At 34.8% G+C, this 23743-nt stretch carries 19 protein-coding genes and 1 riboswitch; of the genes, 14 read left to right on the top strand and 5 right to left on the bottom strand.

Annotated elements, in window-relative coordinates; translation table 11 throughout:
• Positions 1 to 138 precede the first annotated feature (138 nt).
• The 5 genes from ACP7AV_RS00340 (at position 139) to ACP7AV_RS00320 (ending at position 7556) form a co-directional block, all read left to right on the top strand.
• A complete protein-coding gene (locus ACP7AV_RS00340; protein ID WP_426090307.1) occupies positions 139 to 1119 on the top strand; it encodes a pyruvate dehydrogenase complex E1 component subunit beta in 981 nt (326 codons plus the stop codon).
• Positions 1120 to 1252: 133 nt separating this feature from the next.
• Positions 1253 to 3739 (top strand): DUF5686 family protein, encoded by a 2487-nt coding sequence (locus ACP7AV_RS00335; protein ID WP_426090306.1) that lies wholly within the window; start codon positions 1253 to 1255, stop codon positions 3737 to 3739.
• 99 nt (positions 3740 to 3838) lie between these two features.
• Complete coding sequence (locus tag ACP7AV_RS00330) at positions 3839 to 4441, top strand: DNA-3-methyladenine glycosylase family protein (protein ID WP_426090305.1); 603 nt, start codon at positions 3839 to 3841, stop codon at positions 4439 to 4441.
• A gap of 106 nt (positions 4442 to 4547) precedes the next feature.
• Complete coding sequence (locus ACP7AV_RS00325; RefSeq protein WP_091173192.1) at positions 4548 to 5078, top strand: inorganic diphosphatase; 531 nt, start codon at positions 4548 to 4550, stop codon at positions 5076 to 5078.
• Between the two features lie 111 nt (positions 5079 to 5189).
• Positions 5190 to 7556, top strand: a complete 2367-nt coding sequence (locus tag ACP7AV_RS00320) for a sodium-translocating pyrophosphatase (protein ID WP_426090304.1) — start codon at positions 5190 to 5192, stop codon at positions 7554 to 7556.
• Between the two features lie 63 nt (positions 7557 to 7619).
• Here the strand turns inward: ACP7AV_RS00320 and ACP7AV_RS00315 are convergent, their stop codons facing one another.
• The 4 genes from ACP7AV_RS00315 to ACP7AV_RS00300 all read right to left on the bottom strand — a co-directional run bounded on the left by ACP7AV_RS00315 (position 7620) and on the right by ACP7AV_RS00300 (position 9909).
• The gene (locus tag ACP7AV_RS00315; RefSeq protein ID WP_426064463.1) at positions 7620 to 7988 is read right to left on the bottom strand and encodes a helix-turn-helix domain-containing protein; all 369 of its coding nucleotides are present in this window, start codon (positions 7986 to 7988) and stop codon (positions 7620 to 7622) included.
• Positions 7989 to 7990: 2 nt separating this feature from the next.
• The gene (locus ACP7AV_RS00310) at positions 7991 to 8287 is read right to left on the bottom strand and encodes a type II toxin-antitoxin system HigB family toxin (RefSeq protein ID WP_426064462.1); all 297 of its coding nucleotides are present in this window, start codon (positions 8285 to 8287) and stop codon (positions 7991 to 7993) included.
• 216 nt (positions 8288 to 8503) lie between these two features.
• A complete protein-coding gene (locus ACP7AV_RS00305; RefSeq protein WP_091204248.1) occupies positions 8504 to 9118 on the bottom strand; it encodes a deoxynucleoside kinase in 615 nt (204 codons plus the stop codon).
• Entirely contained in the window at positions 9118 to 9909 is a 792-nt protein-coding gene (locus ACP7AV_RS00300) for a hypothetical protein (RefSeq protein ID WP_426090303.1), read from the bottom strand. The genes ACP7AV_RS00305 and ACP7AV_RS00300 overlap by 1 nt, the downstream gene beginning before the upstream one ends.
• 114 nt (positions 9910 to 10023) lie before the next feature.
• Here ACP7AV_RS00300 and ACP7AV_RS00295 point away from each other — a divergent pair, with 114 nt between their 5' ends.
• Together ACP7AV_RS00295 and ACP7AV_RS00290 are read left to right on the top strand one after the other, a co-directional pair.
• Entirely contained in the window at positions 10024 to 10914 is an 891-nt protein-coding gene (locus ACP7AV_RS00295; RefSeq protein WP_426090302.1) for a GLPGLI family protein, read from the top strand.
• 57 nt (positions 10915 to 10971) lie between these two features.
• On the top strand, positions 10972 to 13674 hold the full coding sequence (locus ACP7AV_RS00290; protein WP_426090301.1) for a carboxypeptidase-like regulatory domain-containing protein: 2703 nt from the start codon (positions 10972 to 10974) through the stop codon (positions 13672 to 13674).
• Positions 13675 to 13873: 199 nt separating this feature from the next.
• Here ACP7AV_RS00290 and metK read toward each other — a convergent pair whose 3' ends face one another.
• The gene (gene metK / locus ACP7AV_RS00285) at positions 13874 to 15124 is read right to left on the bottom strand and encodes a methionine adenosyltransferase (protein WP_426064458.1); all 1251 of its coding nucleotides are present in this window, start codon (positions 15122 to 15124) and stop codon (positions 13874 to 13876) included.
• Positions 15125 to 15874: 750 nt separating this feature from the next.
• On the opposite strand from metK, the gene ACP7AV_RS00280 reads away from it, so the two are divergent.
• The 7 genes from ACP7AV_RS00280 (at position 15875) to ACP7AV_RS00250 (ending at position 23737) form a co-directional block, all read left to right on the top strand.
• Positions 15875 to 16084, top strand: coding sequence for a hypothetical protein (locus tag ACP7AV_RS00280; protein ID WP_426090300.1), 210 nt, complete (start codon positions 15875 to 15877; stop codon positions 16082 to 16084).
• 232 nt (positions 16085 to 16316) lie between these two features.
• Positions 16317 to 16424, top strand: a riboswitch (SAM riboswitch).
• A 78-nt stretch (positions 16425 to 16502) separates the two neighbouring features.
• Complete coding sequence (locus tag ACP7AV_RS00275) at positions 16503 to 17465, top strand: alpha/beta fold hydrolase (protein WP_426090299.1); 963 nt, start codon at positions 16503 to 16505, stop codon at positions 17463 to 17465.
• A gap of 18 nt (positions 17466 to 17483) precedes the next feature.
• Complete coding sequence (gene thrA, locus ACP7AV_RS00270) at positions 17484 to 19898, top strand: bifunctional aspartate kinase/homoserine dehydrogenase I (protein ID WP_426090298.1); 2415 nt, start codon at positions 17484 to 17486, stop codon at positions 19896 to 19898.
• 558 nt (positions 19899 to 20456) lie between these two features.
• A complete protein-coding gene (locus ACP7AV_RS00265; protein WP_426090297.1) occupies positions 20457 to 20882 on the top strand; it encodes an OsmC family protein in 426 nt (141 codons plus the stop codon).
• Between the two features lie 66 nt (positions 20883 to 20948).
• The gene (locus ACP7AV_RS00260) at positions 20949 to 22121 is read left to right on the top strand and encodes a trans-sulfuration enzyme family protein (RefSeq protein ID WP_426064453.1); all 1173 of its coding nucleotides are present in this window, start codon (positions 20949 to 20951) and stop codon (positions 22119 to 22121) included.
• A gap of 186 nt (positions 22122 to 22307) precedes the next feature.
• Complete coding sequence (locus ACP7AV_RS00255; RefSeq protein ID WP_426064452.1) at positions 22308 to 22718, top strand: RrF2 family transcriptional regulator; 411 nt, start codon at positions 22308 to 22310, stop codon at positions 22716 to 22718.
• A 116-nt stretch (positions 22719 to 22834) separates the two neighbouring features.
• A complete protein-coding gene (locus ACP7AV_RS00250) occupies positions 22835 to 23737 on the top strand; it encodes a sulfite exporter TauE/SafE family protein (RefSeq protein ID WP_426090296.1) in 903 nt (300 codons plus the stop codon).
• Positions 23738 to 23743: the final 6 nt, after the last annotated feature.

The following is a 23743-nucleotide window of genomic DNA, read 5'->3' as shown; positions in this document are numbered from 1 at the left end:
AGATACAGCGGAGAGCCGGAAATAGCTCCTGAAAATTAACGTAGTAAATCCTGGATAAATTTTGGATACTTTATGCTTTTAAGTGATATAAAATATTTATTTTTGCTGTTCGGAAATTAGACACATACAACATATAATATGAGAACGATACAATTTAGAGAGGCCATTTGCGAAGCGATGAGTGAAGAAATGCGTCACGATGAGACCATTTATTTAATGGGTGAAGAAGTTGCAGAATATAATGGTGCCTACAAAGCATCTAAAGGAATGCTTGCTGAATTTGGCGAAAAAAGAGTTATTGATACTCCTATTGCTGAGCTTGGTTTTACTGGGATTGCAGTAGGATCAGCAATGAATGGATGCAGACCGATTGTTGAATATATGACTTTCAATTTCTGCTTAGTGGGGATTGACCAAATTATAAACAACGCTGCCAAAATGCGTCAGATGACCGGAGGACAATTTAATGTTCCAATCGTTTTTCGTGGTCCAACGGCTTCGGCAGGACAATTAGGAGCGACTCACTCTCAAGCACTAGAAAACTGGTTTGCAAATACTCCGGGTCTTAAAGTGGTAGTTCCCTCTACGGTTTATGATGCTAAAGGTTTGTTGAAAGCGGCTATTCGTGACAATGATCCTGTGATTTTCATGGAATCAGAGCAAATGTATGGTGATAAAGGCGAAGTGCCGGATGGCGAATATACCATTCCACTTGGAGTTGCTGATATTAAACGGGACGGGACGGATGTAACAATAGTTTCTTTTGGAAAAATTATCAAAGAGGCGCACATTGCTGCTGACGAATTAGCCAAAGAAGGCATTTCTTGTGAAATTATTGACTTGAGAACCGTACGTCCTATGGATTATGAGACGATTTTAACATCGGTTAAAAAAACAAATAGATTAGTAGTTCTTGAGGAAGCTTGGCCTTTTGCAAGTGTCGCTTCTGAAATTACCTATATTGTTCAGGAACGCGCTTTTGATTTCTTGGATGCACCGATTCAACGTATCACGACAGCGGATACGCCTGCGCCTTACTCTCCGGTTTTACTGAAAGAATGGTTGCCAAATGCTGGTGATGTTGTGAAAGCGGTTAAAAAAGTAATGTATAAAAAATAGTCGTTTTGATGAATTTGACTTTAGATAAAAATTAACAATCCAGATTCTAAATATCGAATAATCAAACGTTCTAATTAACTATATTTGAAACTTCATCAATTTTCTATTTGATGAGGTTTTTTTTTGAATGATTATGAAAAAGAATATTTTGTTTCTCTTGTTTTTTTTGTTTGTTACGGCTAACGCAGTTTTTGCACAAACAAAGGTAAGTGGCGTGGTGCTAGACAAATTGAATCAGCCGATTCCTTTTGCTAATGTGGTTTTTAAGAACTCGAGCGAAGGAATTGTTGCCAATGAAGACGGTAAGTTTTATTTGGAATCTGCTAAAGAGTATTTAGTATTATTAATAACTGCAGTAGGGTTTTCCGAAAAAGAAATTACGTTAGAGAAATTAATCAACTACAATTTAAAAATTCAGCTAAACGAAGCCGAGAGTTTAAATGAGGTAGTGATTTTTGCCGGTAAAACCTCGAAAAAGAATAATCCTGCGCTGGATATTCTTCGAAAAATTTGGGAAAGAAAACGTCAAAATGGCTTGTATTTGTTTGATCAATACCAAATGGAGAAGTATGAGAAAATAGAATTTGACATGAATTCTATTGATAGTGCTTTTATGAAAAGTAAACTTTTTAAAGGGATGGAGTTTATCTTTAACCAAATGGATACTTCCAAAATTACCGGTAAAACGTATTTACCCATTTTTGTAAACGAATCGTTAAATGACGTTTACGGAGATAATAAACTGAAAAAACTAAAAGAGAAACTGAAAGCCAGTAAAACGTCCGGTTTTAATGGGAACCAACAAATTTTGACTTTTGTTAAAGATTTATATTCCAATTATGATATTTACAATAATTACTTAACTTTTTTTGACAAAAGTTTCACCAGTCCGTTATCTAAAACAGGGATTGATGTTTACAATTATGTATTGAAAGACAGTGCGTATATTGATAAAAAATGGTGTTTCAATATTGTTTTTTATCCAAGACGTAAAAACGAATTGACTTTTAAAGGAGATTTTTGGGTCAATGATTCCACATTTGCCATCAAGAAAATTAATATGGCGGTGACTAAAAGCGCTAACATCAACTGGGTAAAAGACATTTATCTTGAGCAGGAATTTGAAGTGGTCAGCGATTCCGTTTTCTTATTAACGAAGGATTATTTGATGTCCGACTTTGCTTTAAACAAAAAAGAAAAATCAAAAGGTGTTTATGGAAAACGAACCACTTATTATAGAAATCATCAGTTCAATAACGAAAAACCGATTGCTTTTTATAAAGATGAGGTCAATTACATGGACCCGGATGTTTTCAATAAATCAGATGAATATTGGGACGATAACCGATTTGAGAACTTAACCAAGGACGAACTGGGGGTTTATAAAATGCTGGATACGTTGCAGACGGTCAAAAAATTCAAGCAAATTTACAGTACAGTACAGGTTTTGGCGAGCGGTTTTTTACAGTTTGGGAATTTTGATTATGGTCCTCTTTTTTCAACTTTCGGTTATAACGAAGTTGAAGGGGTGAGATTGCGGGCAGGCGGACGAACGTATTTTGGAACCAACGACACTTGGCGTATTCAAGGTTACACGGCGTATGGTTTTAAAGATGATAAATTTAAATATGGATTTTCCGGAAAATGGATGGTCGATAAGAAAAAAAGAATCATTTTGTCCGGTGGTAACAGGCGCGATATTGAACAAATTGGTGCGAGTCTGACAACAACATACGATATTTTGGGCCGAAGTTTTGCTTCGTCATCTGTATTTTCATCGGGAAATAATGGAAAATTGACAAACATCAACCTGAGTAATATTGCGGTGGAAATAGAGCCCGTTAAAAATTTGATTTTCCAAACCGGAATTTCCTATCGTACCCTTGAATCTGCGTCGCCAACTTTTAGTCTTGATTATTACACAGATATTGCCAATGCTGTCACAAAAAGTGATGTGAAACAATCCGAAGTTAACTTACAGGTTGAATATACTCCGAAGAGAAAAACAATTGGATTTGCTGTAGAAAGAGAAAATGTAGACAGTCCCTACAGTCGCTTTTTTATCAATTACAGTCATGGTTTTAAAGGATTATTGAACAGCGATTTTAAATACGACAAAATACAATTGTATTACAAGCAACCCATCATCATTGGGCCTTTAGGAAGAACCAATATTATTATGGAAGCAGGGAAAACCTTTGGAACAGTTCCCTTAGGATTGATGAGTGTGATTCCGGGTAATCAAACTTTTTTCCTGCTTGAAAACACCTTTAGCAACCTTAATTTCTATGAATTTGTAGCCGATCAATATGCGACTTTGCAGTGGAATCATAATTTTAATGGCAAACTTTTTTCCAGAATTCCGTTTATGCGAAAACTAAATTGGAGGGAAATTGTTTCAGTAAAAGGGGTTTATGGTAGTATATCGGATGAGAACAGAGCCATTAATGCTTCGGGTTTAGTTTACAATGCACCAGAAAAAGTGTATTGGGAATACAGTGCCGGAATTGGGAATATCTTCAAAGTATTTCGAATCGATTTCGCTTGGCGAGGCAATTATCTCAATACGCCGGATACGAATCGTTTTACTGTAAAAGGATCGTTTGGGTTTAATTTCTAGGAGCTATTCCAGCTGTACACTATATCTTTTTATAAGGCGAAAAAAAAATCGCCTTATAAAAAGGATGCCGTTTCCATCTGGGCTAAAAAATATCAGATTATGCAAGAAGCCATCGATTATCTTATAGAAAAAGACACCGTTTTTAAAGCTATTATTGAGCAATACGGAATGCCGGTCATTCCCAAAAGGCCGCAAGGTTTTGAGACTTTGGTATTGTTGATTTTAGAGCAGCAAGTATCTATCGATTCGGCGAAAGCGACTTTTTTAAAAATAAAAGCCAGTCAAAAAACAGTAACGCCGGAAATACTACTTTATCTCTCCGATGCCGAATTTAGGAATCTTGGTGTAAGCCGTCAAAAAACGTCATACATAAAAGCTTTGGCTACAGCTATATTAAATAAAGATCTTGATTTAGAAAGTTTGCCAACTAAAACCGCTCAGCAAGTGCGGGAAGAACTCATCAAAATCAAAGGAATAGGAAACTGGACTATTGATATTTATTTGATGTTTTGTCTGCAAGCCCCGGATTTATTGCCGTTAGGAGACATTGCGGTAATAAATACCATCAAGGAATTGCTGGATATTCATGATAAAGGTGCCATGGAAGCGCACGCAATAAAATGGAGTCCGTATCGTTCATTTGCTACCTATATTTTGTGGCACCATTATTTGAAAAAACGAAATAGAACGGTCGTTTTTTAAAGTACGGTGTGTTAAAATTTAATTAAGAGATAACATAAATTTCGTATTGTGTAATCGTATAGTTTCCTTACTTTTGCAACCATAATTATAGATAAGAAAAACTAAAATGACTGCAGACAAATTAACAACTTTCGATGTTTTAATCGAAATACCGAGAGGAAGTAGAAATAAATATGAATATGATTTCGAAATAAAAAGAATGCGTTTTGACAGAATGTTATTCTCGTCCATGATGTATCCGGCTGATTACGGATTTATCCCGGAAACATTAGCATTAGATGGAGATCCATTAGACGTTTTGGTTTTGGTAAACGAACCAACTTTTCCTGGATGCGTAATGGAGGTAAAACCTATCGGTGTTTTTCACATGGCAGATGATAAAGGACCGGATGAAAAAGTAATTTGTGTACCGGTTTCAGATCCAATCTGGAATTCACTAAATGATTTATCCGATATGAATCCACACTTGTTGAAAGAGATTGAACATTTTTTCCAAGTGTACAAAGATCTTGAAAATAAGAAAGTTGATGTAGGAGGATGGGGCGATGTAAATGAAGCATACGAGATAATCAGAAAATGTACGGAGCGTTTTAATCAAATCGAAAACAAACCAGAAGGATTATTTAGTATTAAATAATTTAACATCATAATTTATACAAAAAGAGCAATATTCTGTAAAGAGTATTGCTTTTTTGTTTAAATTCGTTTTGTTACACTATTAACATTAACCAAAAACCAAACCAAAATTATGAATACAATAATGATTTATTTGCCAATAGCCATGGCATTTATTGGACTGGCATTTATGTTTACAAAACGAGCATGGGTTTTAAAACAAGATCCGGGTGACGGTAAGATGAAAGAGATTTCAGATTATATTTACGAAGGAGCCTTGGCTTTTCTAAAAGCAGAATATAGGTTATTGACTTTCTTTGTAATTGGAGCAAGTATCGTTTTAGCCGGAATTTCATTTATCGTTCCTACTACACATATATTAATAGTTGTTGCTTTTGTTTTTGGTGCTTTTTTCTCGGCGTTAGCGGGGAATATGGGTATGAAAATCGCAACAAAAACTAATGTTAGAACCACTCAGGCCGCACGCACTAGTTTGCCACAAGCACTAAAAGTTTCTTTTGGCGGCGGAACCGTAATGGGATTAGGCGTGGCGGGTTTAGCCGTTTTGGGTTTGACGACTTTCTTTATCTTCTTCTTTCACTTTTTTATGAATGGGATTTGGACTTCTACGGAAGACATGACCATTGTATTGGAAACATTAGCCGGATTTTCGCTTGGAGCAGAATCTATCGCTTTATTTGCCAGAGTAGGTGGTGGAATTTATACCAAAGCGGCCGATGTTGGTGCTGATTTAGTTGGGAAAATAGAAGCTGGAATTCCAGAAGATGATCCTCGTAATCCAGCTACAATTGCGGATAACGTAGGAGATAATGTAGGCGATGTTGCCGGAATGGGTGCTGATTTATTTGGTTCTTATGTAGCGACAGTTTTAGCGGCCATGGTTTTAGGAAATTATGTGATTAAAGACATGGGCGGAAATATTCAAGATGCTTTTGGCGGAATAGGGCCTATTTTATTACCGATGGCAATCGCTGGTTTTGGAATTTTATTTTCGATTATAGGAACAATGGTTGTGAAAATTTCAGATGATAATGCAAAAGAAGCACAAGTTCAAAGCGCTTTAAACATGGGAAACTGGCTTTCAATAGGATTAACCCTAATTGCATGTTATTTTTTAGTTGATTATATGTTGCCAGAAACGATGAAAATGGATTTCTTCGGCGAAGGCACTAAAGAAATTTCATCAATGCGCGTTTTTTATGCTACAATTGTCGGTTTAGGAGTAGGCGCAATCATTTCATCGGTAACGGAATATTACACTGGTTTAGGAACAAAACCTGTTATGGCAATTGTACAAAAATCGTCAACTGGAGCTGGGACTAATGTAATTGCGGGTTTAGCGACAGGAATGATTTCTACATTTCCAACAGTACTTTTATTTGCAGCAGCGATTTGGACTTCGTATGCGTTTGCTGGATTTTATGGGGTAGCTTTGGCGGCTTCGGCGATGATGGCAACAACGGCCATGCAGTTAGCGATCGATGCTTTCGGACCCATATCTGATAACGCTGGAGGTATTGCAGAAATGAGCGAACTGCCAAAAGAAGTGCGTACCAGAACGGATATATTGGATTCAGTAGGAAATACCACTGCTGCAACCGGAAAAGGATTCGCTATTGCTTCGGCGGCATTAACGTCCCTAGCGTTGTTCGCCGCGTATGTAACCTTTACAGGAATTGACGGGATCAATATTTTTAAAGCGCCAGTTTTAGCGATGCTATTTGTAGGCGGAATGATTCCTGTCGTTTTCTCGGCTTTGGCCATGAATTCTGTTGGAAAAGCCGCGATGGACATGGTGTATGAAGTACGCCGCCAGTTTAGAGAGATTCCTGGAATTATGGAAGGAACTGGAAAACCGGAATATGCTAAATGTGTCGATATTTCTACAAAAGCCGCTTTGCGCGAAATGATGTTGCCGGGCATTTTGACTATTGGTTTTCCAATTGCTATTGTACTTTTGGGTAAATTAGTTTATGGAGATAATAATCAGTTGATCGCCGAAATGTTAGGAGGTTATATGGCAGGTGTTACCGTTTCTGGTGTGCTTTGGGCAGTTTTTCAGAACAATGCCGGTGGTGCTTGGGACAATGCAAAGAAATCATTTGAAGCGGGAGTTTTAATCAATGGTGAAATGACCTATAAAGGTTCTGATGCGCATAAAGCTGCCATCACTGGTGATACTGTAGGTGACCCGTTTAAAGATACTTCTGGACCATCTATGAATATTTTAATTAAATTGACCTGTTTGATAGGACTTGTAATTGCCCCGATTTTAGGAAATGGAAGTCATACTATTTCGGATAAAGCACCTTTTCGAGCAACCACTGAAATGGTTTCTAAAGAAGTGATGATCGAAAAAACCAATGTTGATGGAAAAGTAAAAGCTACTATTAAAACAAATATCAACGGCAAAGAAGACATTCAAAATTTTGAAGGAACAGATGAAGAAGTTCAAGCAAAAATTGATTCTTTGAAGTAATCAAACGTTATATAAATAAAATGCCTCGCAATTGCGAGGCATTTTTTGTTTGAAATCATGAAACTATTGTTTTAATGCATATTCTTTGATTAAAGTTGCAGCCGGAATATGAAGGGTTTCTGTTAAAACTCTAATTTGTTTAATAGTTAGAGCTCTTTTGCGTTTAAAAATTTCAGTTACTCTAGAACGACTATTCAAAATGACTCCTAAATCAGCATCTGTAAGTCCGTTTTGTTCCATCATGAACTTAATTGCTTCAATTGGGTCTGGCTCAGGAATAGAATAATGTATTTGTTCATATTTTTCTACAAGAGTGACAAGAATATCTAATTCATCACCTTCATTTGTATTTGGTTTAGCATCAAAAAGAATGTTTATTCTGTTTAAAGCTAAATCATAATCTATTTCTGTTTTTATAGGATTTATTTCCATTTTTATAAGTTTTTAATGTCTTCCAAATTATCATATTCAGGATGAGTTCCAATAAATAAAATATAGACGATTTGTGTTACGTAATTAATTTTTACGATTAATCGATAATGGTTACCACAAATATTAAATACTACTTTGTTATTTCCAATAAAATCAGCTGAACCAAAAATTGCTTTTATAGTATTAGAATTGGTGAAACTATTTTTATCAATAACCTGATACCAGGACAATAATTGCTGTTTTGAACTAGGGTATTGCTCCCAAAAATTTTGTAACGTTCTTTTAGCAATTATTCTCATACATTATTTTCTCTGCCAAAGATAGTCGAAAATTCCCTATTTGGGAAAAATAATTTTTATGTTTTAATTTATACTCATTGAGTTGTAAAACAATTGTAGATTCATGGAAATGTTTGTAAACAAAAATGCCTCGCGATTGCGAGGCATTTTTGTTTATGTGTTTTTTTATCTCCAGTTTCTACTCCCTCTCCTTCGGAGAAGGTTGGGGAGAGGATTCTAAAACAATCCGTTCAATTCAGCATCGATACGGTTAAAAATAGTTCCTAAATCTTCGGGATTGTCAACAAAATTAATGTTGTCAACATCAATGATTAATAGTTTTCCTTTGTCATAGGTCTGAATCCAGCCTTCGTAGCGTTCGTTCAATCGGCTTAAATAATCAATGGATATTGAGTTTTCGTATTCACGTCCTCTTTTATGTATTTGTCCGACTAAATTAGGGATTGAACTTCTTAAATAGATCAATAAATCAGGTGCTTTAACCGTAGATTCCATTAATTCAAAAAGCGAAGAATAATTTTGAAAATCACGATTGGTCATCAAACCCATCGCATACAAGTTAGGGGCAAAAATATGGGCATCTTCATAGATAGTTCGGTCCTGAATGATTTTTTTACCGCTTTCACGGATTTGCATTACCTGACGGAAACGGCTATTCAAGAAATAAATCTGTAAATTAAAGGACCAACGTTCCATTTGATGGTAAAAATCATCTAAGTATGGATTATCGACAACGTCTTCATAATGCGGTTCCCACTTAAAATGTTTTGCTAACAAACGTGTTAAAGTTGTCTTTCCAGAGCCTATGTTTCCTGCTATTGCTATGTGCATTATGGTATTGTGATTTTATAATTTGTAATTCCTGTGGATGTAAAAATAGATAAAATTTGGTCCCTGTAATAGAATTTTTTAAACGTTTTTTCCGAAATTTCAATTTCAGTTTTTTTACCTTTTATTAAATCCTGCAGAAACAAACGGGAGTCTTTTGAATAAATCAACTGATTTTCATTTATGATTGCAATCGATTCAAAATCAGGAATTTTTCCTTTAATTGTTATTCTTCCAAAAATATCACAAGTGTACCAATTGTTTTTTAAGTCAACCCAATGGAAGATATTGAAATCTGAAGAATAGTTCTGTATGCTGTCAGTAAAAGGAACTGAAATGGTTTTGTATTCCTTGTTTAAATAATCATAAAGTCCCAGTTGTTGATTCATGCTGTTGTAAATCCACAACTGATTCATTGCTGCGATTCCAATTGCAGTTGCTACGATTGGAACAATGTTTTCTGAAAAATTTATTTTTTGAAATTCATTCAGTTGATTATCCAATACGATAACAGTATTGAAATTTTCGTAAAACAAAACAATTTTCAATGGGTTTTGCAGGTCAACTTTGGTGATTTTGCCCAAGGAAATGTTTTTATATTCTAAAGAATCTTGAGTGTTAATTTTAGAAAAGACATTGTTTTTGACAGTGTAATAAAAACCAAATGGATCATATCCCAGAAATTGATCTCCATCAAAACGAATAGAATCTATTTTAACAGCTGTTAATTTTTGGTTTTGACTAAAAACAACCGAAAACGAGGCGATAAATAGCATTAGCATTACTTTCTTCATAAAAGCGAAATTACAATTAAACCTTCTACAATTATGAGTGTCTTACTATTATTTTAACAGAATGATTGTAACAAAAACAGTATTTTCCAGTCTTATTCACTAAAATCCAAAAGTATGTACAAAGTAATTTTCACGTTAGTAATAGCGGTCGCATCGTTTATGGGACTTCAAGCTCAGGAATTTCAAGGAATGGCAGTGTATGAATCGAAAACCAGCACCTCCGATTTTAAAACACGAATGGAAGGCAATAAGGACATGACTCCGGATATGCAAAAAAGGATCGAGGAAAGTATGAAAAAAATGTTTGAAAAAACATTCATTCTTAATTTTGATAAATCGGCATCAATATACAAAGAAGAAGAAAAACTGGAAGCTCCAGGTCAAGGTGGTGGCGGAATGCGAATGATGATGTCTATGACTGGCGGCGGCGGAACATATTATAAAAATGTAAAAGAGAAGTCCTATACCGTTGATAAAGAGTTTATGGGGAAAGAGTTTCTGATAAAGGACTCTTTACCTAATTTACAATGGAAAATGGAAGGGGAAACCCGGGTTATTGGGGGCTACAATTGTTTTAAAGCCACCGCTGTACGTGTTGCGAGCAAAACATATTTTAGAAACTTCAGACCAAAAAAAGAAGATGCCGCAGCAACAAAACCAGCTGATGCAGCCAAGAAAACAAGTCTTCTGGATGAATTGGATATGCCAAAAGAAACTATAATTACGGCTTGGTGTACGCCGGAAATTCCAGTGAGTCAAGGGCCGGAAAATTACTGGGGATTACCAGGTTTAATATTGGAAGTAAATGACGGTAAAACGGTTATTTTATGTTCAAAAGTGGTTTTGAATCCTAAAGTTAAAACCGAAATTAGAGCGTCAACAAAAGGAAAAATAACCACTCAGAAAGAATTTGACGAAACCGTTTTGAAAAAAATGGAGGAGTTCAGAGAGATGAACCAAGGACGTGGTGGAAATGGAGGAATGAGAATGAGAATTGGAGGGTAAACTCAAATCAAATTTGTGTGTTAAATAAGTTCTCTATATTTCATCCATAATTTATAAATGAAAAATACAATAGTAGTTGCCCTGTTTTTTATTACCTCACTTTCCTTTGCACAATCCGTTAAATTAGAAGGTCTAATTACCGATTCAAAAGCTGCGGGTCTCGAAATGGCCAATGTAATGGCGGTAAATAAAGCCACAAAAGCAATGGATGCCTACGCCATAACAAATGACAAAGGGAAATTCCTTCTAAATCTAAAACCCAATACAGCATATAATATAAAAATCAGTTATTTGGGAATGCAGAATAAAGAGTTGGAAATCACTACAACTTCAGAAAATAGCATAAAAAACATTGCACTTGAAGAAGGTGGAATTGAATTGGATGGAGTTGAAATTGTTCGTGAAATGCCAGTTTCGATAAAAGGAGATACTATTGTCTACAACGCGGATTCCTTTAAATCAGGAACGGAACGGAAACTGGAAGATATCTTAAAAAAATTACCAGGAGTTGAGGTAAATGCTGATGGTGAAATTGAAGTTGAAGGGAAACGAGTAACTAAATTAATGGTGGAAGGAAAAGATTTTTTTGATGGCGATACTAAATTAGGAGTCAAAAATATTCCGGCAGATGCCATTGATAAAATCCAAGTGTTGCGCAACTACAGCGAAATTGGAGCGCTAAAAGGAGTAGAGAACAATCAGGATAATATTGCAATGAATATCAAACTAAAATCAGGAAAGAAAAATTTCTGGTTTGGGGATATGACCGCGGGAATTGGAGTGGCGCACGAGGAAAGTCGCTTTTTGATTAATCCAAAATTATTTTATTACAGCCCAAAATACAGCATCAATTTAATTACGAATTTCAATAATATTGGAGAATTGCCGTTGACGGTTCAGGATTATTTTAAATTCACCGGCGGTTTTCGTGGGATGATGCAAAAAGGAGGTTCCAGTTTTAATGTATCTTCGAATGATTTAGGAATTTCACTGCTTAGGAATAACCGAGCCAAGGAAATTGAGACTAAATTTGGAGCCACAAATTTTGCCTACAATATAAACAAAGCGTGGACTTTAAGTGGTTTTGGGATTCTTTCCTCTTCGTTAACAGATTTAGAAACATTGTCACAAACAAATATTTTACAACCTAATTCTTCGGAGATTTTTTCTACGGAGAACCGTCAGGAAATTACAAACCAAAAAAGTAATTTAGGATTATTCAAATTGAGCTCCAGCTATAAACCTAGTGCGAGGTTTCAATTTGATTATGATGTTTTAACCAAATTATCGAAACAAGACGAGAATAATTCACTGTTAAGAGAATCTATTGTCAACAATAATTCCAAAATAGAAAAAATTAATACGATAAAAAATCAAAATCCAATTTCGGTAAATCAAAACTTAAGTTTGTATTTCACACAAAGCGACAAAAATATTTTTGCTTTCGAAATGCAACATTTGTTTCAAGAAGAAGATCCTTTTTATAATGCTAATTTGCAATCGCAGCCATTCACTTTTGCGGGATATGTGGCTGGACAAAACAGAAATAACATCAACCAAAGGCGCTTTGTAAAAACTAATAAAATTGACGCTAAATTGGATTATTATTACATGGTCACCCCAAAAAGCAACATTAATGTGACGTTAGGAAATACGTATTCCCATCAAAATTTCAATTCCAGTATTTTTCAGATTTTGGATAATGAAAGAGTCAATAATCTGACTAATAATGCCAACACAAATGATGTGACTTACAATTTCAACGACACGTTTTTGGGGTTGCATTATAAGATTTTGAGCGGGAAATTCACGTTTACTCCCGGAGTAAGTCTGCACAGTTACAACATGACAAATGAGCAATTAGGAACCAGTAACAGTCAAAATTTCTGCAGAGCATTGCCAGATTTGTTGGCGATTTATCAAATCAAAAAATCGGAAACATTAACCTATAATTTTTCGTATACCAATAATTTTACTGATATAAATAGATTAGCAGAGGGTTTTGTTTTCTCCAATTACAATAGCCTGACCAAAGGAAACCGATTTTTAGAGAACGCGACTTTACAAGAACATTCGTTGCGTTACTTTAAATACAACATGTTTAATTTTGAGAATATTACTGCGGTAGCTTCCTATTCTAAAAGAGTGGACGCGATAAAAACTAGTGCCGTATTCAATGGAGTAAATCAAACTTCATCGCCGTTCAACTCTGATTTTGCTGATGAAACACTTTCAGGAACTGGCTCGTACGGACGTTCTTTTTTGAAGAATTACAAAGCCTCTTTGGCAGCTTCTCTAAATTGGTCTAAGTTCAATAACATTCAGAATAATGTGCTGTCAACAAACGAGAGTTTAACCCAAAACTATACTTTTAAAGCATCAACGAATTACAAGAATATGCCTAATCTGGAATTAGGATATAATATGATTACGAATGATTATAATAACGCTACTTTTTATACAGAAAGACCCTTTGCTAAACTGGATTATTTCTTCTTGAGCAGTTTTTCTTTTGTAGCGGAATATGAGTTTTATCATTACTACAACAATGCTAAAACAGTCAATAATGAATATGATTTCTTGAGTGCCAGTTTAATTTATCAAAAGAAAGGCAGCAAGCTAGAATACAAAGTAAGCGGAACAAATTTATTGAATACAACCTCATTAAATGATGATAGTTTTACCCAATTTGCCACCAGAACTTCACAATATACTGTTCAGCCACGCTATGTAATTTTCACTTTAAAGTATAATTTGTAGGAGCTAATCCTGCTGTACATTTCAATCTTTGCTGAAAAAGATTATTTTTCTAAATAAATAAAGGAGCTTCCGTTGGTCGCTCTTTTTTTATAAGAAAAAATGAATCTTTTTCAGCAAAGGATTTCCATTTCCATCAGGGCTAAAAAAAACCCGAAATTCAATTGGATTTCGGGTTTTAGATATAAATATTTTTAGATGATTACAATCCAAAAGCGGTTTTAACTTGGTCAACAAAATCTAATTTTTCCCAAGTAAACAATTCAACAGTAACCGTTTTTTCGTTTCCACCTGGAGCAGAGAAAGTTTTGGTAACCGTTTCTGGAGTACGTCCCATGTGCCCGTAAGCAGCAGTTTCGCTGTAGATAGGGTTTCTTAATTTCAAACGTTGCTCAATAAAGTAAGGTCGCATATCAAAAATAGCTTCAACTTTTTTGGCAATTTCTCCATTAGTCAAATTCACTTTTGAAGTACCATACGTATCGATAAAAATACCCATTGGTTTTGCAACTCCAATGGCATACGAAACCTGTACTAAAATCTCGTCAGCAACACCCGCTGCAACTAAGTTTTTAGCGATATGACGGGTAGCATAAGCTGCACTTCTATCTACTTTACTTGGATCTTTTCCAGAAAATGCACCACCACCGTGAGCCCCTTTTCCACCGTAAGTATCTACAATAATTTTCCTTCCTGTAAGTCCAGTATCTCCGTGTGGCCCTCCAATTACGAATTTCCCGGTTGGGTTGATATGGTATTGAATTGCATCGTTGAATAAATGCGCATGCGCAGGATTTTTTGCAATGATCCTTGGAATCAATATTTCGATAATATCTTTTTTGATTTTTGCAAGCATTGTTGCTTCTTCATCAAAATCATCATGTTGTGTCGAGATTACAATAGCTTCAATACGAGTTGGCTTGTTGTCATCGCTGTATTCTAACGTTACTTGAGATTTAGCGTCAGGACGTAAATACGTAATTTCGTTGTTTTCGCGTCTTAAGATAGCTAATTCCTGCAATAATTTATGAGATAAATCAAGTGCCAAAGGCATGTAATTTTCGGTTTCATTAGTAGCGTAACCAAACATCATTCCTTGATCACCAGCGCCTTGCTCTTCAGGATTTGCTCTGTCAACACCTTGATTTATGTCAGCAGATTGTTCGTGAATAGCAGAAAGGATTCCACAAGAATTGGCTTCAAACATATATTCGCTTTTGGTGTAACCAATTTTTCGGATTACGTCACGAGCGATTTGTTGTACGTCTAAATAGGTATTTGATTTTACCTCACCAGCCAAAATTACTTGACCAGTTGTTACTAAAGTTTCGCATGCTACTTTTGAGTCAGCGTCAAATGCCAAGAAATTATCAATTAATGCGTCTGAAATTTGATCTGCAATTTTGTCTGGATGTCCTTCGCTTACAGATTCTGACGTAAATAAATAGGCCATAATAAATATTATTTTTAAATTAAGCGAGAAAAAATAATTGCTGAAAAGGACTAAAGGAGAGTTCCTGCTTTAGCATTTTTTCTACTGAAAAATTATCAGTATTCATAATGAATTTGTTTCATTATGAAGAGGTTGCAATCAGTTCAAATTTTTCCTCTTGTATTCGGGTGCAAATGTATGAAACCATTTTGAATTGCAAATTAATCTTAACTTTTTTTTGCTGATAAATCTTTTTTTGGTTTAATTAAAGTAAAAAATAACTTCTGGAGCATTACGGCTATTATTTTTTTTGAAACTTATTTGGATATTTAAAAAATAATTTGCAAATTTGATTCTCTAAAAAAGTAAAAATGAAATTTAATATTTACACTATGTTTAAAGTCGCGCAGGACAATTCCTTAGGGTCGCTCATTGCATAATTTTAAATTAAATTATATAGCAAAAGCTTCCCAAATAACGGGAAGCTTTTTTTTTGAATACAACCTAATAATTTTACAGAAATAGTAGCATACATGAACAACCAAAAATTCCAGCATCCAAATAGTTCAACAGTCAATAATGTGATGAATGCAAAGGCCATTATGCGTATTTGCGTCAGTTGATTCCAAAAGTATAAGTTAGTATGATAACTTAAAACCCTTTTGGATATGTATCTAAAAGGGTTTTTTGTTTTTCTGATTTTTTTAAAATTTTAAAATAATAATTATAATGAAATCAAAAATGAGTTTAAAAATTTAATACCTAAAAATTATGAGCGCAACGAAGTATTTTACCAAGACATTTCAAGTACTAAAAAGTATTGACTTTAAGAGGAAAAAGGAAAAAGAGAGCAGTTCTAAAAATGAACTGATTCACCCTAGATTCGAAATTTCAAAAAACGATGCTTTAGCACAAAAAACTGTGCCAAATTCATTACTTTTTCTAATGTATTCCCAAGAGAATGAAGCGCTTTTTATTTAAGAAATCCGAATTTATTTTCGGTTTTGAGATCTTCAAAAAGGTATTTAAAATTGTTGTTTTGGCGAAGTAAAAAATCTAATTAGCTTTATGATACTTCGTCAAAATAACATTTGTATGTTTGTTGCTTTCAGATTTTTATTTAAACGAAACAAAAAATCGATTGCGTACAAAAATTTGGTTATTTCAAAAAATAGTGGTTACTTTGCATCTTTAAGTTCACAAACGTATTGAAATGTTATAAAGAAAGGCAGAGGGATTAGACCCGATGAAGCCTTAGCAACCCTTCGATTTATCGAAGAAGGTGCTGCATTCTACCACGCCAAACGTGGAAAGATAACACTAAGAATTTGTCTAGATAACTCCTAGCTTTCTTTCTAATATTTCCAGACACAAGTCAAAAATCATAAAAGATTTGCAATTGGAAAACAAACCAACATCCATTACATTACAAAATTTCACCACTGAAAGTGGCGCTTTTTATGCTGCCTTAAACTTAAGTTTTCAAGTTTTTGGACCAGAATTGCATACCGCGCCAATCGTTTTGGTAAATCATGCATTGACCGGAAATTCGCAAGTTGTTGGATCAACGGGGTGGTGGAATGATTTAATTGGTGCAAATAAAACTATAGATACCACAAAATATACGATACTCGCTTTTAATGTTCCCGGAAATGGTTTTGATGATTTGATTATCGAAAATTATTCGGACTTTACTACCAGAGATATTGCCAGAATTTTTATTGAAGGGATTAATTTTATTGAAATTAAAAAAACCTATGCTATTATTGGCGGTTCTGTTGGCGGAGGAATCGCGTGGGAAATGGTTGCTTTAGAACCAAAAATTACACAACACTTAATTCCTATTGCAACCGATTGGAAATCGACGGATTGGCTGATTGCCAATTGTTTTTTGCAGGAACAAATTTTGAAAAATTCTTCAAAACCTATTGAAGACGCTCGAACTCATGCGATGCTGTGTTATCGAACTCCGGAATCTTTTGCGGCAAAATTTCAGAGAACAACCAATGAAGAATTAGCAATTTTTAATGTAGAAAGCTGGTTGTTGCATCACGGCGAAAAATTGCAGAAACGTTTTCAGATCTCGTCATATAAAATGATGAATCAACTGTTGAAAACGATCGATATTACCAGAAACCGCGCTTCATTCGAAGAAATAACTTCAAAAATTGAAGCTGATATTCATATTATAGGAATCAATTCAGACTTGTTTTTTACTGCAAATGAAAATATAGCAACTTACGAGGAATTAAAAAAATATAAAAATAATGTAACTTATCAGGAAATTGTTTCCATTCACGGACACGATGCTTTTTTGATAGAATACAAACAATTACACAATTTGCTTCAGGATATATTCTAAGCCAAAAAACAGAACACAATGAAAATATTAAAATTTGGAGGTAAATCATTATCGAATGGCGACGGAATAAATAAGGTGATCGCAATAATAACCGATAAAGTAAATCAGGGTGAAGAAATTGCCATTGTGGTTTCGGCAAGAGGAAATGCTACGGATGAATTAGAAGAAATTTTAAGTATTGCATCTAAAAATGGGGATTATAAACCGCTTTTTGAGGATTTCAAAAAATACCAACAAAACGAATATGAAAGCGTTGATTTGTCTGAGGAATTCACCGTTTTGGAAAAATTATTCGAAGGCATAAGTTTAATTGGCGATTACAGCAATAAAATTAAAGATCAGATTCTGTCAAAAGGAGAGTTGCTTTCTGCAAAATTACTGACCGCTATTCTGTTTGAAAATGGAATAAATGCTTGTTTTGTTGATACTAGAGAATTGATAAAAACCGATTCTCAATTTGGTAATGCGCAACCTTTGGAACAAATTTCTAAGAAAAATGTCATCAATTATTTCAAGCAAAATAACGGAACAACGGTAAATATTATTACAGGTTTTATTGGTTCTAACAATAATAATGATACAACCACTTTAGGAAGAAACGGCAGTAATTATACCGCTTCGTTGATTGCGAATTATTTGAATGCAGAAGAATTACAAAATTATACGCACGTAGACGGAATTTATACCGCTAATCCTGATTTAGTAGTTGATGCAAAGAAAATTGATCATTTATCGTTTAATGAAGCTAATGAAATAGCCAATTTTGGTGCGACCATTCTTCATGCCAAAACCATCATTCCTTTATTGGAAAAAAACATTCCACTTCGTATTTTGAATACATTTAATCACGAAAACAAAGGAACATTAATTACTTCCAATTCTAACAAGGAAGGAATTAAAACGCTTTCAGTCTTGGAGAATGTGTCACTAGTAAACTTAGAAGGAAGAGGATTGCTAGGGAAAACTGGTGTAGATGCCCGTATTTTCAGAGTAATGGGCGACAATGATATTAGCGTAAGCATCATTTCTCAGGGTTCTTCAGAAAGAGGAATTGGTTTAGTTGTGTCCGCGGATAAGGCCACAAAGGCCATGATTGAATTAGAGAAAGAATTCGAGAATGATTTCTATTCAAAAGATGTAAATAAAATCACGGTGACGGATGATGTTTCGGTAATTTCTATCATTGGGCAGGATTTGAGTACGTTTCACAAGCCTTACACGGCGTTGATAAAAAATAAAATTGTCCCAATACTTTTCAATAATACGGTAACTGGTAAAAACGTGAGTTTGGTTGTCAAAAAATCCCAACTGAACAAAGCTTTAAACGTGATTCACGGAGAGATTTTTGGAGTATCTAAGAAAATCAATATCGCTATTTTCGGACATGGATTAGTTGGCGGAACCTTGATTAACCAAATATTGGAATCGGCTGCAACTATTGAGAAAAGAAAAGATATCAAACTGAATGTTTTTGCGATTGCCAATTCAAAAAATGTGTTACTGAATAAAAATGGTGTTACTCCAAATTGGAAAAATGAAATCCAAAATAATGGTTTCTCTTACACTATCGATGATGTAATTGCTTACGCAAATGAGCATCATTTGGAGAATTTGATTGCGATTGATAACACGGCAAGTGCCACATTTGTTGAAAATTACATTCCACTTGCAGTAAGCAGTTTTGATTTGATTTCTTCTAATAAGGTAGCTAATACATTAAGTTATAGTTTTTATAAAAAATTGCGAAAAGTATTAGCGGATAATCAAAAAAGTTATCTTTATGAAACGAATGTTGGAGCGGGATTACCGTTGATTGATACGATTAAATTGTTGCACCTTTCGGGAGAAAATATCACGAAGATTAAAGGCGTTTTCTCTGGGACATTGAGTTATTTGTTCAATAATTTTTCTGCAAAAGAAGCTCCATTTAGTGAAATATTGAAAGAAGCAATTGATAATGGATATACGGAACCAGATCCAAGGGAAGATTTATGCGGGAATGATGTAGGTCGGAAATTATTGATTTTGGCAAGAGAATTAGACTTGCAAAATGAATTTGAAGAAATTGATATTCAAAATTTAATTCCCGAACATTTACGCGAAGGAGATGTTTCTGATTTTTTAAATAAACTGACGGAGTTTGATCCAATTTATGCTAAAATAAAAGCCGACCAAAAGCCCAATCACGTGTTGCGATACATAGGCGAATTGTCAGGCGATTTGCAAAATGACAAAGGAAATCTGGAAGTTAAACTAGTTTCGGTACCATCAGATACTGCTTTAGGCGGATTGAAAGGTTCTGATTCTTTCTTCGAAATTTACACAGAATCGTATGGCGACAGACCAATTGTAATTCAAGGCGCAGGAGCCGGATCAGCAGTAACGGCCAGAGGTGTTTTTGGCGATATTTTGAGATTATCGGATAAAGGGTAAAGATAGTGTTCAATGATCAGTTTTGAGTGATCAGTAAAAAACAACAATTAATATGAATGTTATTTTTATTATAATCGGAATGAATGTTTCAGTTCTATTTTTATTTGATAAAAGTAAATGAGAAAATAAAGAATGGTTTTATAAACTATTAATTTTAAATGTTATATTGTTTTTAATTGCTTTAACAAGTGTTTTAATGGGTTTTGGAATAACACAGCTATTAATTCATTATTTATACCATTGATTGCACAGTTTGTGTATTATTTTTTAAGTACATTATTCTACTTAACATATTCACGAAACAGTGTAGATTCTTTTTGTGCAATGGATAGGTCATTATTTGTAGATGGGTGGTTCAATTATATATTTTGGATAATTTCAATTTTACTGTTTTTGCTTTTATTGTGACGAATAATTAAAATAAAAAAAAACAAAAATCCGCGTTTTTGCGATAGCAAATCCGTTTTATCCGCGTTCAAACAAATATAATTAATTAAAAAGGGACTGCCTCCAGTCTTGGCTCCCTTCCCTTCGGGGAGGGTTGGGGAGGGGAATAATATGAAAATAACATTAAACAGAGTAAACGACAATTTCCACTTTGAATTAAAAAACGACCGTGGGCATATAGTAAACGTAGATAGTCGACCAGAATTTGGCGGTGACGATATGGGCGCAAGTCCAATGGAATTAGTATTGATGGGTGTTGCTGGTTGCAGTGCCATTGATATGATTTCGATTTTGAAAAAACAGCGTCAGGAAATCACTTCTTTCAAAGCTGAAGTCGAAGGAGAGCGTGTACAAGTAGGAGAAGCGAAACCATTCAAGGATATTACTGTAATATTCTTTTTGGAAGGACCTGTCAATGAAGAAAAAGCAGCGAGAGCCGCACAACTTTCTTTCGAAAAATACTGTTCGGTTTCTAAAACATTAGAGCCAACTGCAACCATACATTATAAAGTAGTTTTGAATAATAAACCATTGTAGTTTAACCAAAGTGATTGGATTTAGTGTTCCAACAACTTTGAATCTTAAACTTTAAATTAAAAAAGAATGAACGAACAAGAATTTGGTTTTGAAACATTAGCCATCCGTACCCAATTAGAAAGAACGCAATATTTAGAGCACTCGGTTCCTTTGTACTTAACTTCTAGTTTTGTATTTGAGGATGCCGAAGATATGCGGGCTTCTTTTGCCGAAGAGAAAGACAGGAATATTTATAGCCGTTACAGTAATCCAAACACGAATGAATTTGTTGATAAAGTGTGCAAAATGGAAGGGGCGCCAGCTGGTTTTGCCTTCGCATCAGGAATGGCAGCAGTGTATTCAACCTTGGCAGCTTTATTGAAATCTGGAGATCATATTGTTTCTTCTAGTAGTGTTTTTGGAGCGACACATTCTTTATTTATCAATTATTTTCCAAAATGGAATATTGAAACCTCCTATTTTGATATTAACAAGCCGGAAACAATTGAAAGTTTTATCACACCAAATACAAGGATTCTTTTTGCTGAATCACCAACCAATCCGGCTGTTGATATTATCGATTTGGAACTTTTAGGGACGATTGCCAAAAAACACAATTTGATTTTGATAATTGACAACTGTTTTGCAACACCTTATTTGCAACAACCTATAAAATGGGGCGCGCACTTAGTGGTGCATTCCGCTACAAAGTTAATGGACGGTCAAGGTAGAGTCTTGGGAGGAATAACAGTTGGTGATGCTGAATTGATTCAAAAAATCTATTTATTTTCTCGACTTACAGGGCCTTCCTTATCGCCGTTTAACGCTTGGGTATTGTCGAAAAGCCTTGAAACCTTGGCGATTCGTTTGGACAGACATTGTGAAAACGCCTTGAAAGTAGCGGAGTTTTTAGAGCAGCATCCGAACGTAAATCGTGTAAAATACCCATTTTTGAAATCGCATCCACAATACGAAATTGCTCAAAAGCAAATGAAATTGGGTGGCAACATTGTAGCTTTTGAAATAAAGGGCGGTCTTGAAGCCGGCAGAAATTTTTTGGATAAATTAAAGCTATGCTCTTTATCACCAAATTTGGGGGATACCAGAACAATTGTCACGCATCCTGCATCAACAACACACAGTAAATTATCTGTTGAAGAGCGTTTGGCGGTCAGTATTACCGATGGTTTAGTGCGTGTTTCAGTAGGATTGGAAACTGTAAAAGATGTAATCGCTGATTTGGAGCAGGCCCTTTCGTAAAGATTTCAGTCCTTAAGCTTCTGGATAAGATCAACGATTATACTTTGCAGATTTTCTGTGTGATTATAATCGTTAATCTTCGTTCAAAAAGTATATTTTTGTTGTTAAATTAGGGCTGATTTTGTGATTTCAAATTACTTTTAAATTTGCTATCAAAAATCGTTAACCTTCAATCAAAAATTAATTATGCTTTCAAAGAAAACAAAATACGGAATAAAAGCGCTTACTTTTTTGGCACGCCAAAAAGACAATTCTCCTGTACAAATAGCGGAGATAGCCAAGAGCGAGACTATTTCGATCAAATTTTTAGAAAGTATTTTATTGTTGCTGCGTCATTCAGGTTTTTTAGGAGCCAAAAAAGGAAAAGGCGGTGGCTATTATTTGATAAAAGATCCCAAAGACATCAATATGGCCCATGTGTATCGTATTCTCGAAGGGCCAATTGCATTACTTCCTTGTGCCAGCCATAATTTTTATGAGCGTTGTGTGGACTGTTCGGATGAAGCTACTTGTGCTGTTCGGAAACTAATGATTGAAGTTCGTGATAATTCCCTGAAAATTTTAGAGAGTAACACCTTGGCTGACATTGCATTTTAAAGAATAATCACAAAATAAGTTTTGTAGTTAAGTTAAAAGTTTTACTTTTGCACAATAATCTACTATTCCGATGGGGTACTATATTTAAATAGTAAAAACAGTTGAATAAAAAAAGCATGAGCCAAGAATTGAAAGCCATTAATATTAATGTAAAATCGGAACCGACTTTTAAAGAACGCTTATGGGTTATTATTCCAGTTATTTTATTAGTAGGTTTAATTTCTACATTGGTATACAATCATTACACAGAATTTTCTTGGGATGGTTTTATTGCGGGATTTAATCAGGAATTTTTAATTTTTTTCTGTATCGGTGTTTTTGCACAATTAGTAGATGGAACATTAGGAATGGGGTATGGGGCGACTTCGACTTCTTTTTTATTGGCGTATGGCATTCCACCAGCGATTAGCAGTACAGGTGTTCACGTTGCTGAAATGTTTACAACCGGAGCTTCTGCGATTTCTCATCATCGATTTGGGAATATTAATAAAAAACTAGTGAGACATTTGTTGATTCCGGGGGTTTTAGGCTCTATTGCAGGTGCTTATTTACTTTCGGATGTTATTGACGGTGATGCGATAAAACCTTTTATTGCGGTTTATATGATAGCCTTGGCAATTATAATTATCAGAAAAGCAATGCAAAAAAACATCATTAAAAAGAAAACCAAACGATTGAATATTTTAGCTTCTTTTGGAGGTTTTATGGATGCAGTTGGTGGCGGTGGCTGGGGGCCAATTGTGACCTCGACCTTGCTAGGTCGCGGTAGAAATCCCAGATATACCATTGGATCTGTCAATGCAGCGGAGTTTGCAGTAGCTTTTGCCAGCGGTGTAACATTCATGCTCTTTGGAGGAATTCAAGGATGGCAAGTAATTATAGGGTTGATTTTAGGAGGTGTGATTGCTGCTCCAATCGCCGCTATTTTAGTTAATAAAATAAAGAGAAAACCTATGATGATTTTGGTTGGTATTTTAATTATTATTTTAAGTTTAAAAACACTGTCTAAATTATTATAAAGAGAA

It is taken from the genome of Flavobacterium sp. DSR3-2, from assembly GCF_049896525.1.
Classification (GTDB): domain Bacteria; phylum Bacteroidota; class Bacteroidia; order Flavobacteriales; family Flavobacteriaceae; genus Flavobacterium.
This window is presented reverse-complemented; position numbering and strand designations above follow the sequence as displayed.

What these genes read in the sequence shown, in the direction of transcription:
- ACP7AV_RS00280 (WP_426090300.1), top strand. Translation starts at nt 15,875, where the DNA reads ATGAGCGCAACGAAGTATTTTACCAAGACATTTCAAGTACTAAAAAGT.
- ACP7AV_RS00310 (WP_426064462.1), bottom strand. Translation starts at nt 8,287, where the DNA reads ATGAGAATAATTGCTAAAAGAACGTTACAAAATTTTTGGGAGCAATAC.
- ACP7AV_RS00255 (WP_426064452.1), top strand. Translation starts at nt 22,308, where the DNA reads ATGCTTTCAAAGAAAACAAAATACGGAATAAAAGCGCTTACTTTTTTG.
- ACP7AV_RS00295 (WP_426090302.1), top strand. Translation starts at nt 10,024, where the DNA reads ATGTACAAAGTAATTTTCACGTTAGTAATAGCGGTCGCATCGTTTATG.
- ACP7AV_RS00305 (WP_091204248.1), bottom strand. Translation starts at nt 9,118, where the DNA reads ATGCACATAGCAATAGCAGGAAACATAGGCTCTGGAAAGACAACTTTA.
- ACP7AV_RS00340 (WP_426090307.1), top strand. Translation starts at nt 139, where the DNA reads ATGAGAACGATACAATTTAGAGAGGCCATTTGCGAAGCGATGAGTGAA.
- ACP7AV_RS00260 (WP_426064453.1), top strand. Translation starts at nt 20,949, where the DNA reads ATGAACGAACAAGAATTTGGTTTTGAAACATTAGCCATCCGTACCCAA.
- ACP7AV_RS00290 (WP_426090301.1), top strand. Translation starts at nt 10,972, where the DNA reads ATGAAAAATACAATAGTAGTTGCCCTGTTTTTTATTACCTCACTTTCC.
- ACP7AV_RS00325 (WP_091173192.1), top strand. Translation starts at nt 4,548, where the DNA reads ATGACTGCAGACAAATTAACAACTTTCGATGTTTTAATCGAAATACCG.
- ACP7AV_RS00335 (WP_426090306.1), top strand. Translation starts at nt 1,253, where the DNA reads ATGAAAAAGAATATTTTGTTTCTCTTGTTTTTTTTGTTTGTTACGGCT.
- ACP7AV_RS00300 (WP_426090303.1), bottom strand. Translation starts at nt 9,909, where the DNA reads ATGAAGAAAGTAATGCTAATGCTATTTATCGCCTCGTTTTCGGTTGTT.
- ACP7AV_RS00250 (WP_426090296.1), top strand. Translation starts at nt 22,835, where the DNA reads ATGAGCCAAGAATTGAAAGCCATTAATATTAATGTAAAATCGGAACCG.
- ACP7AV_RS00315 (WP_426064463.1), bottom strand. Translation starts at nt 7,988, where the DNA reads ATGGAAATAAATCCTATAAAAACAGAAATAGATTATGATTTAGCTTTA.
- ACP7AV_RS00320 (WP_426090304.1), top strand. Translation starts at nt 5,190, where the DNA reads ATGAATACAATAATGATTTATTTGCCAATAGCCATGGCATTTATTGGA.
- thrA (WP_426090298.1), top strand. Translation starts at nt 17,484, where the DNA reads ATGAAAATATTAAAATTTGGAGGTAAATCATTATCGAATGGCGACGGA.
- metK (WP_426064458.1), bottom strand. Translation starts at nt 15,124, where the DNA reads ATGGCCTATTTATTTACGTCAGAATCTGTAAGCGAAGGACATCCAGAC.
- ACP7AV_RS00330 (WP_426090305.1), top strand. Translation starts at nt 3,839, where the DNA reads ATGCAAGAAGCCATCGATTATCTTATAGAAAAAGACACCGTTTTTAAA.
- ACP7AV_RS00265 (WP_426090297.1), top strand. Translation starts at nt 20,457, where the DNA reads ATGAAAATAACATTAAACAGAGTAAACGACAATTTCCACTTTGAATTA.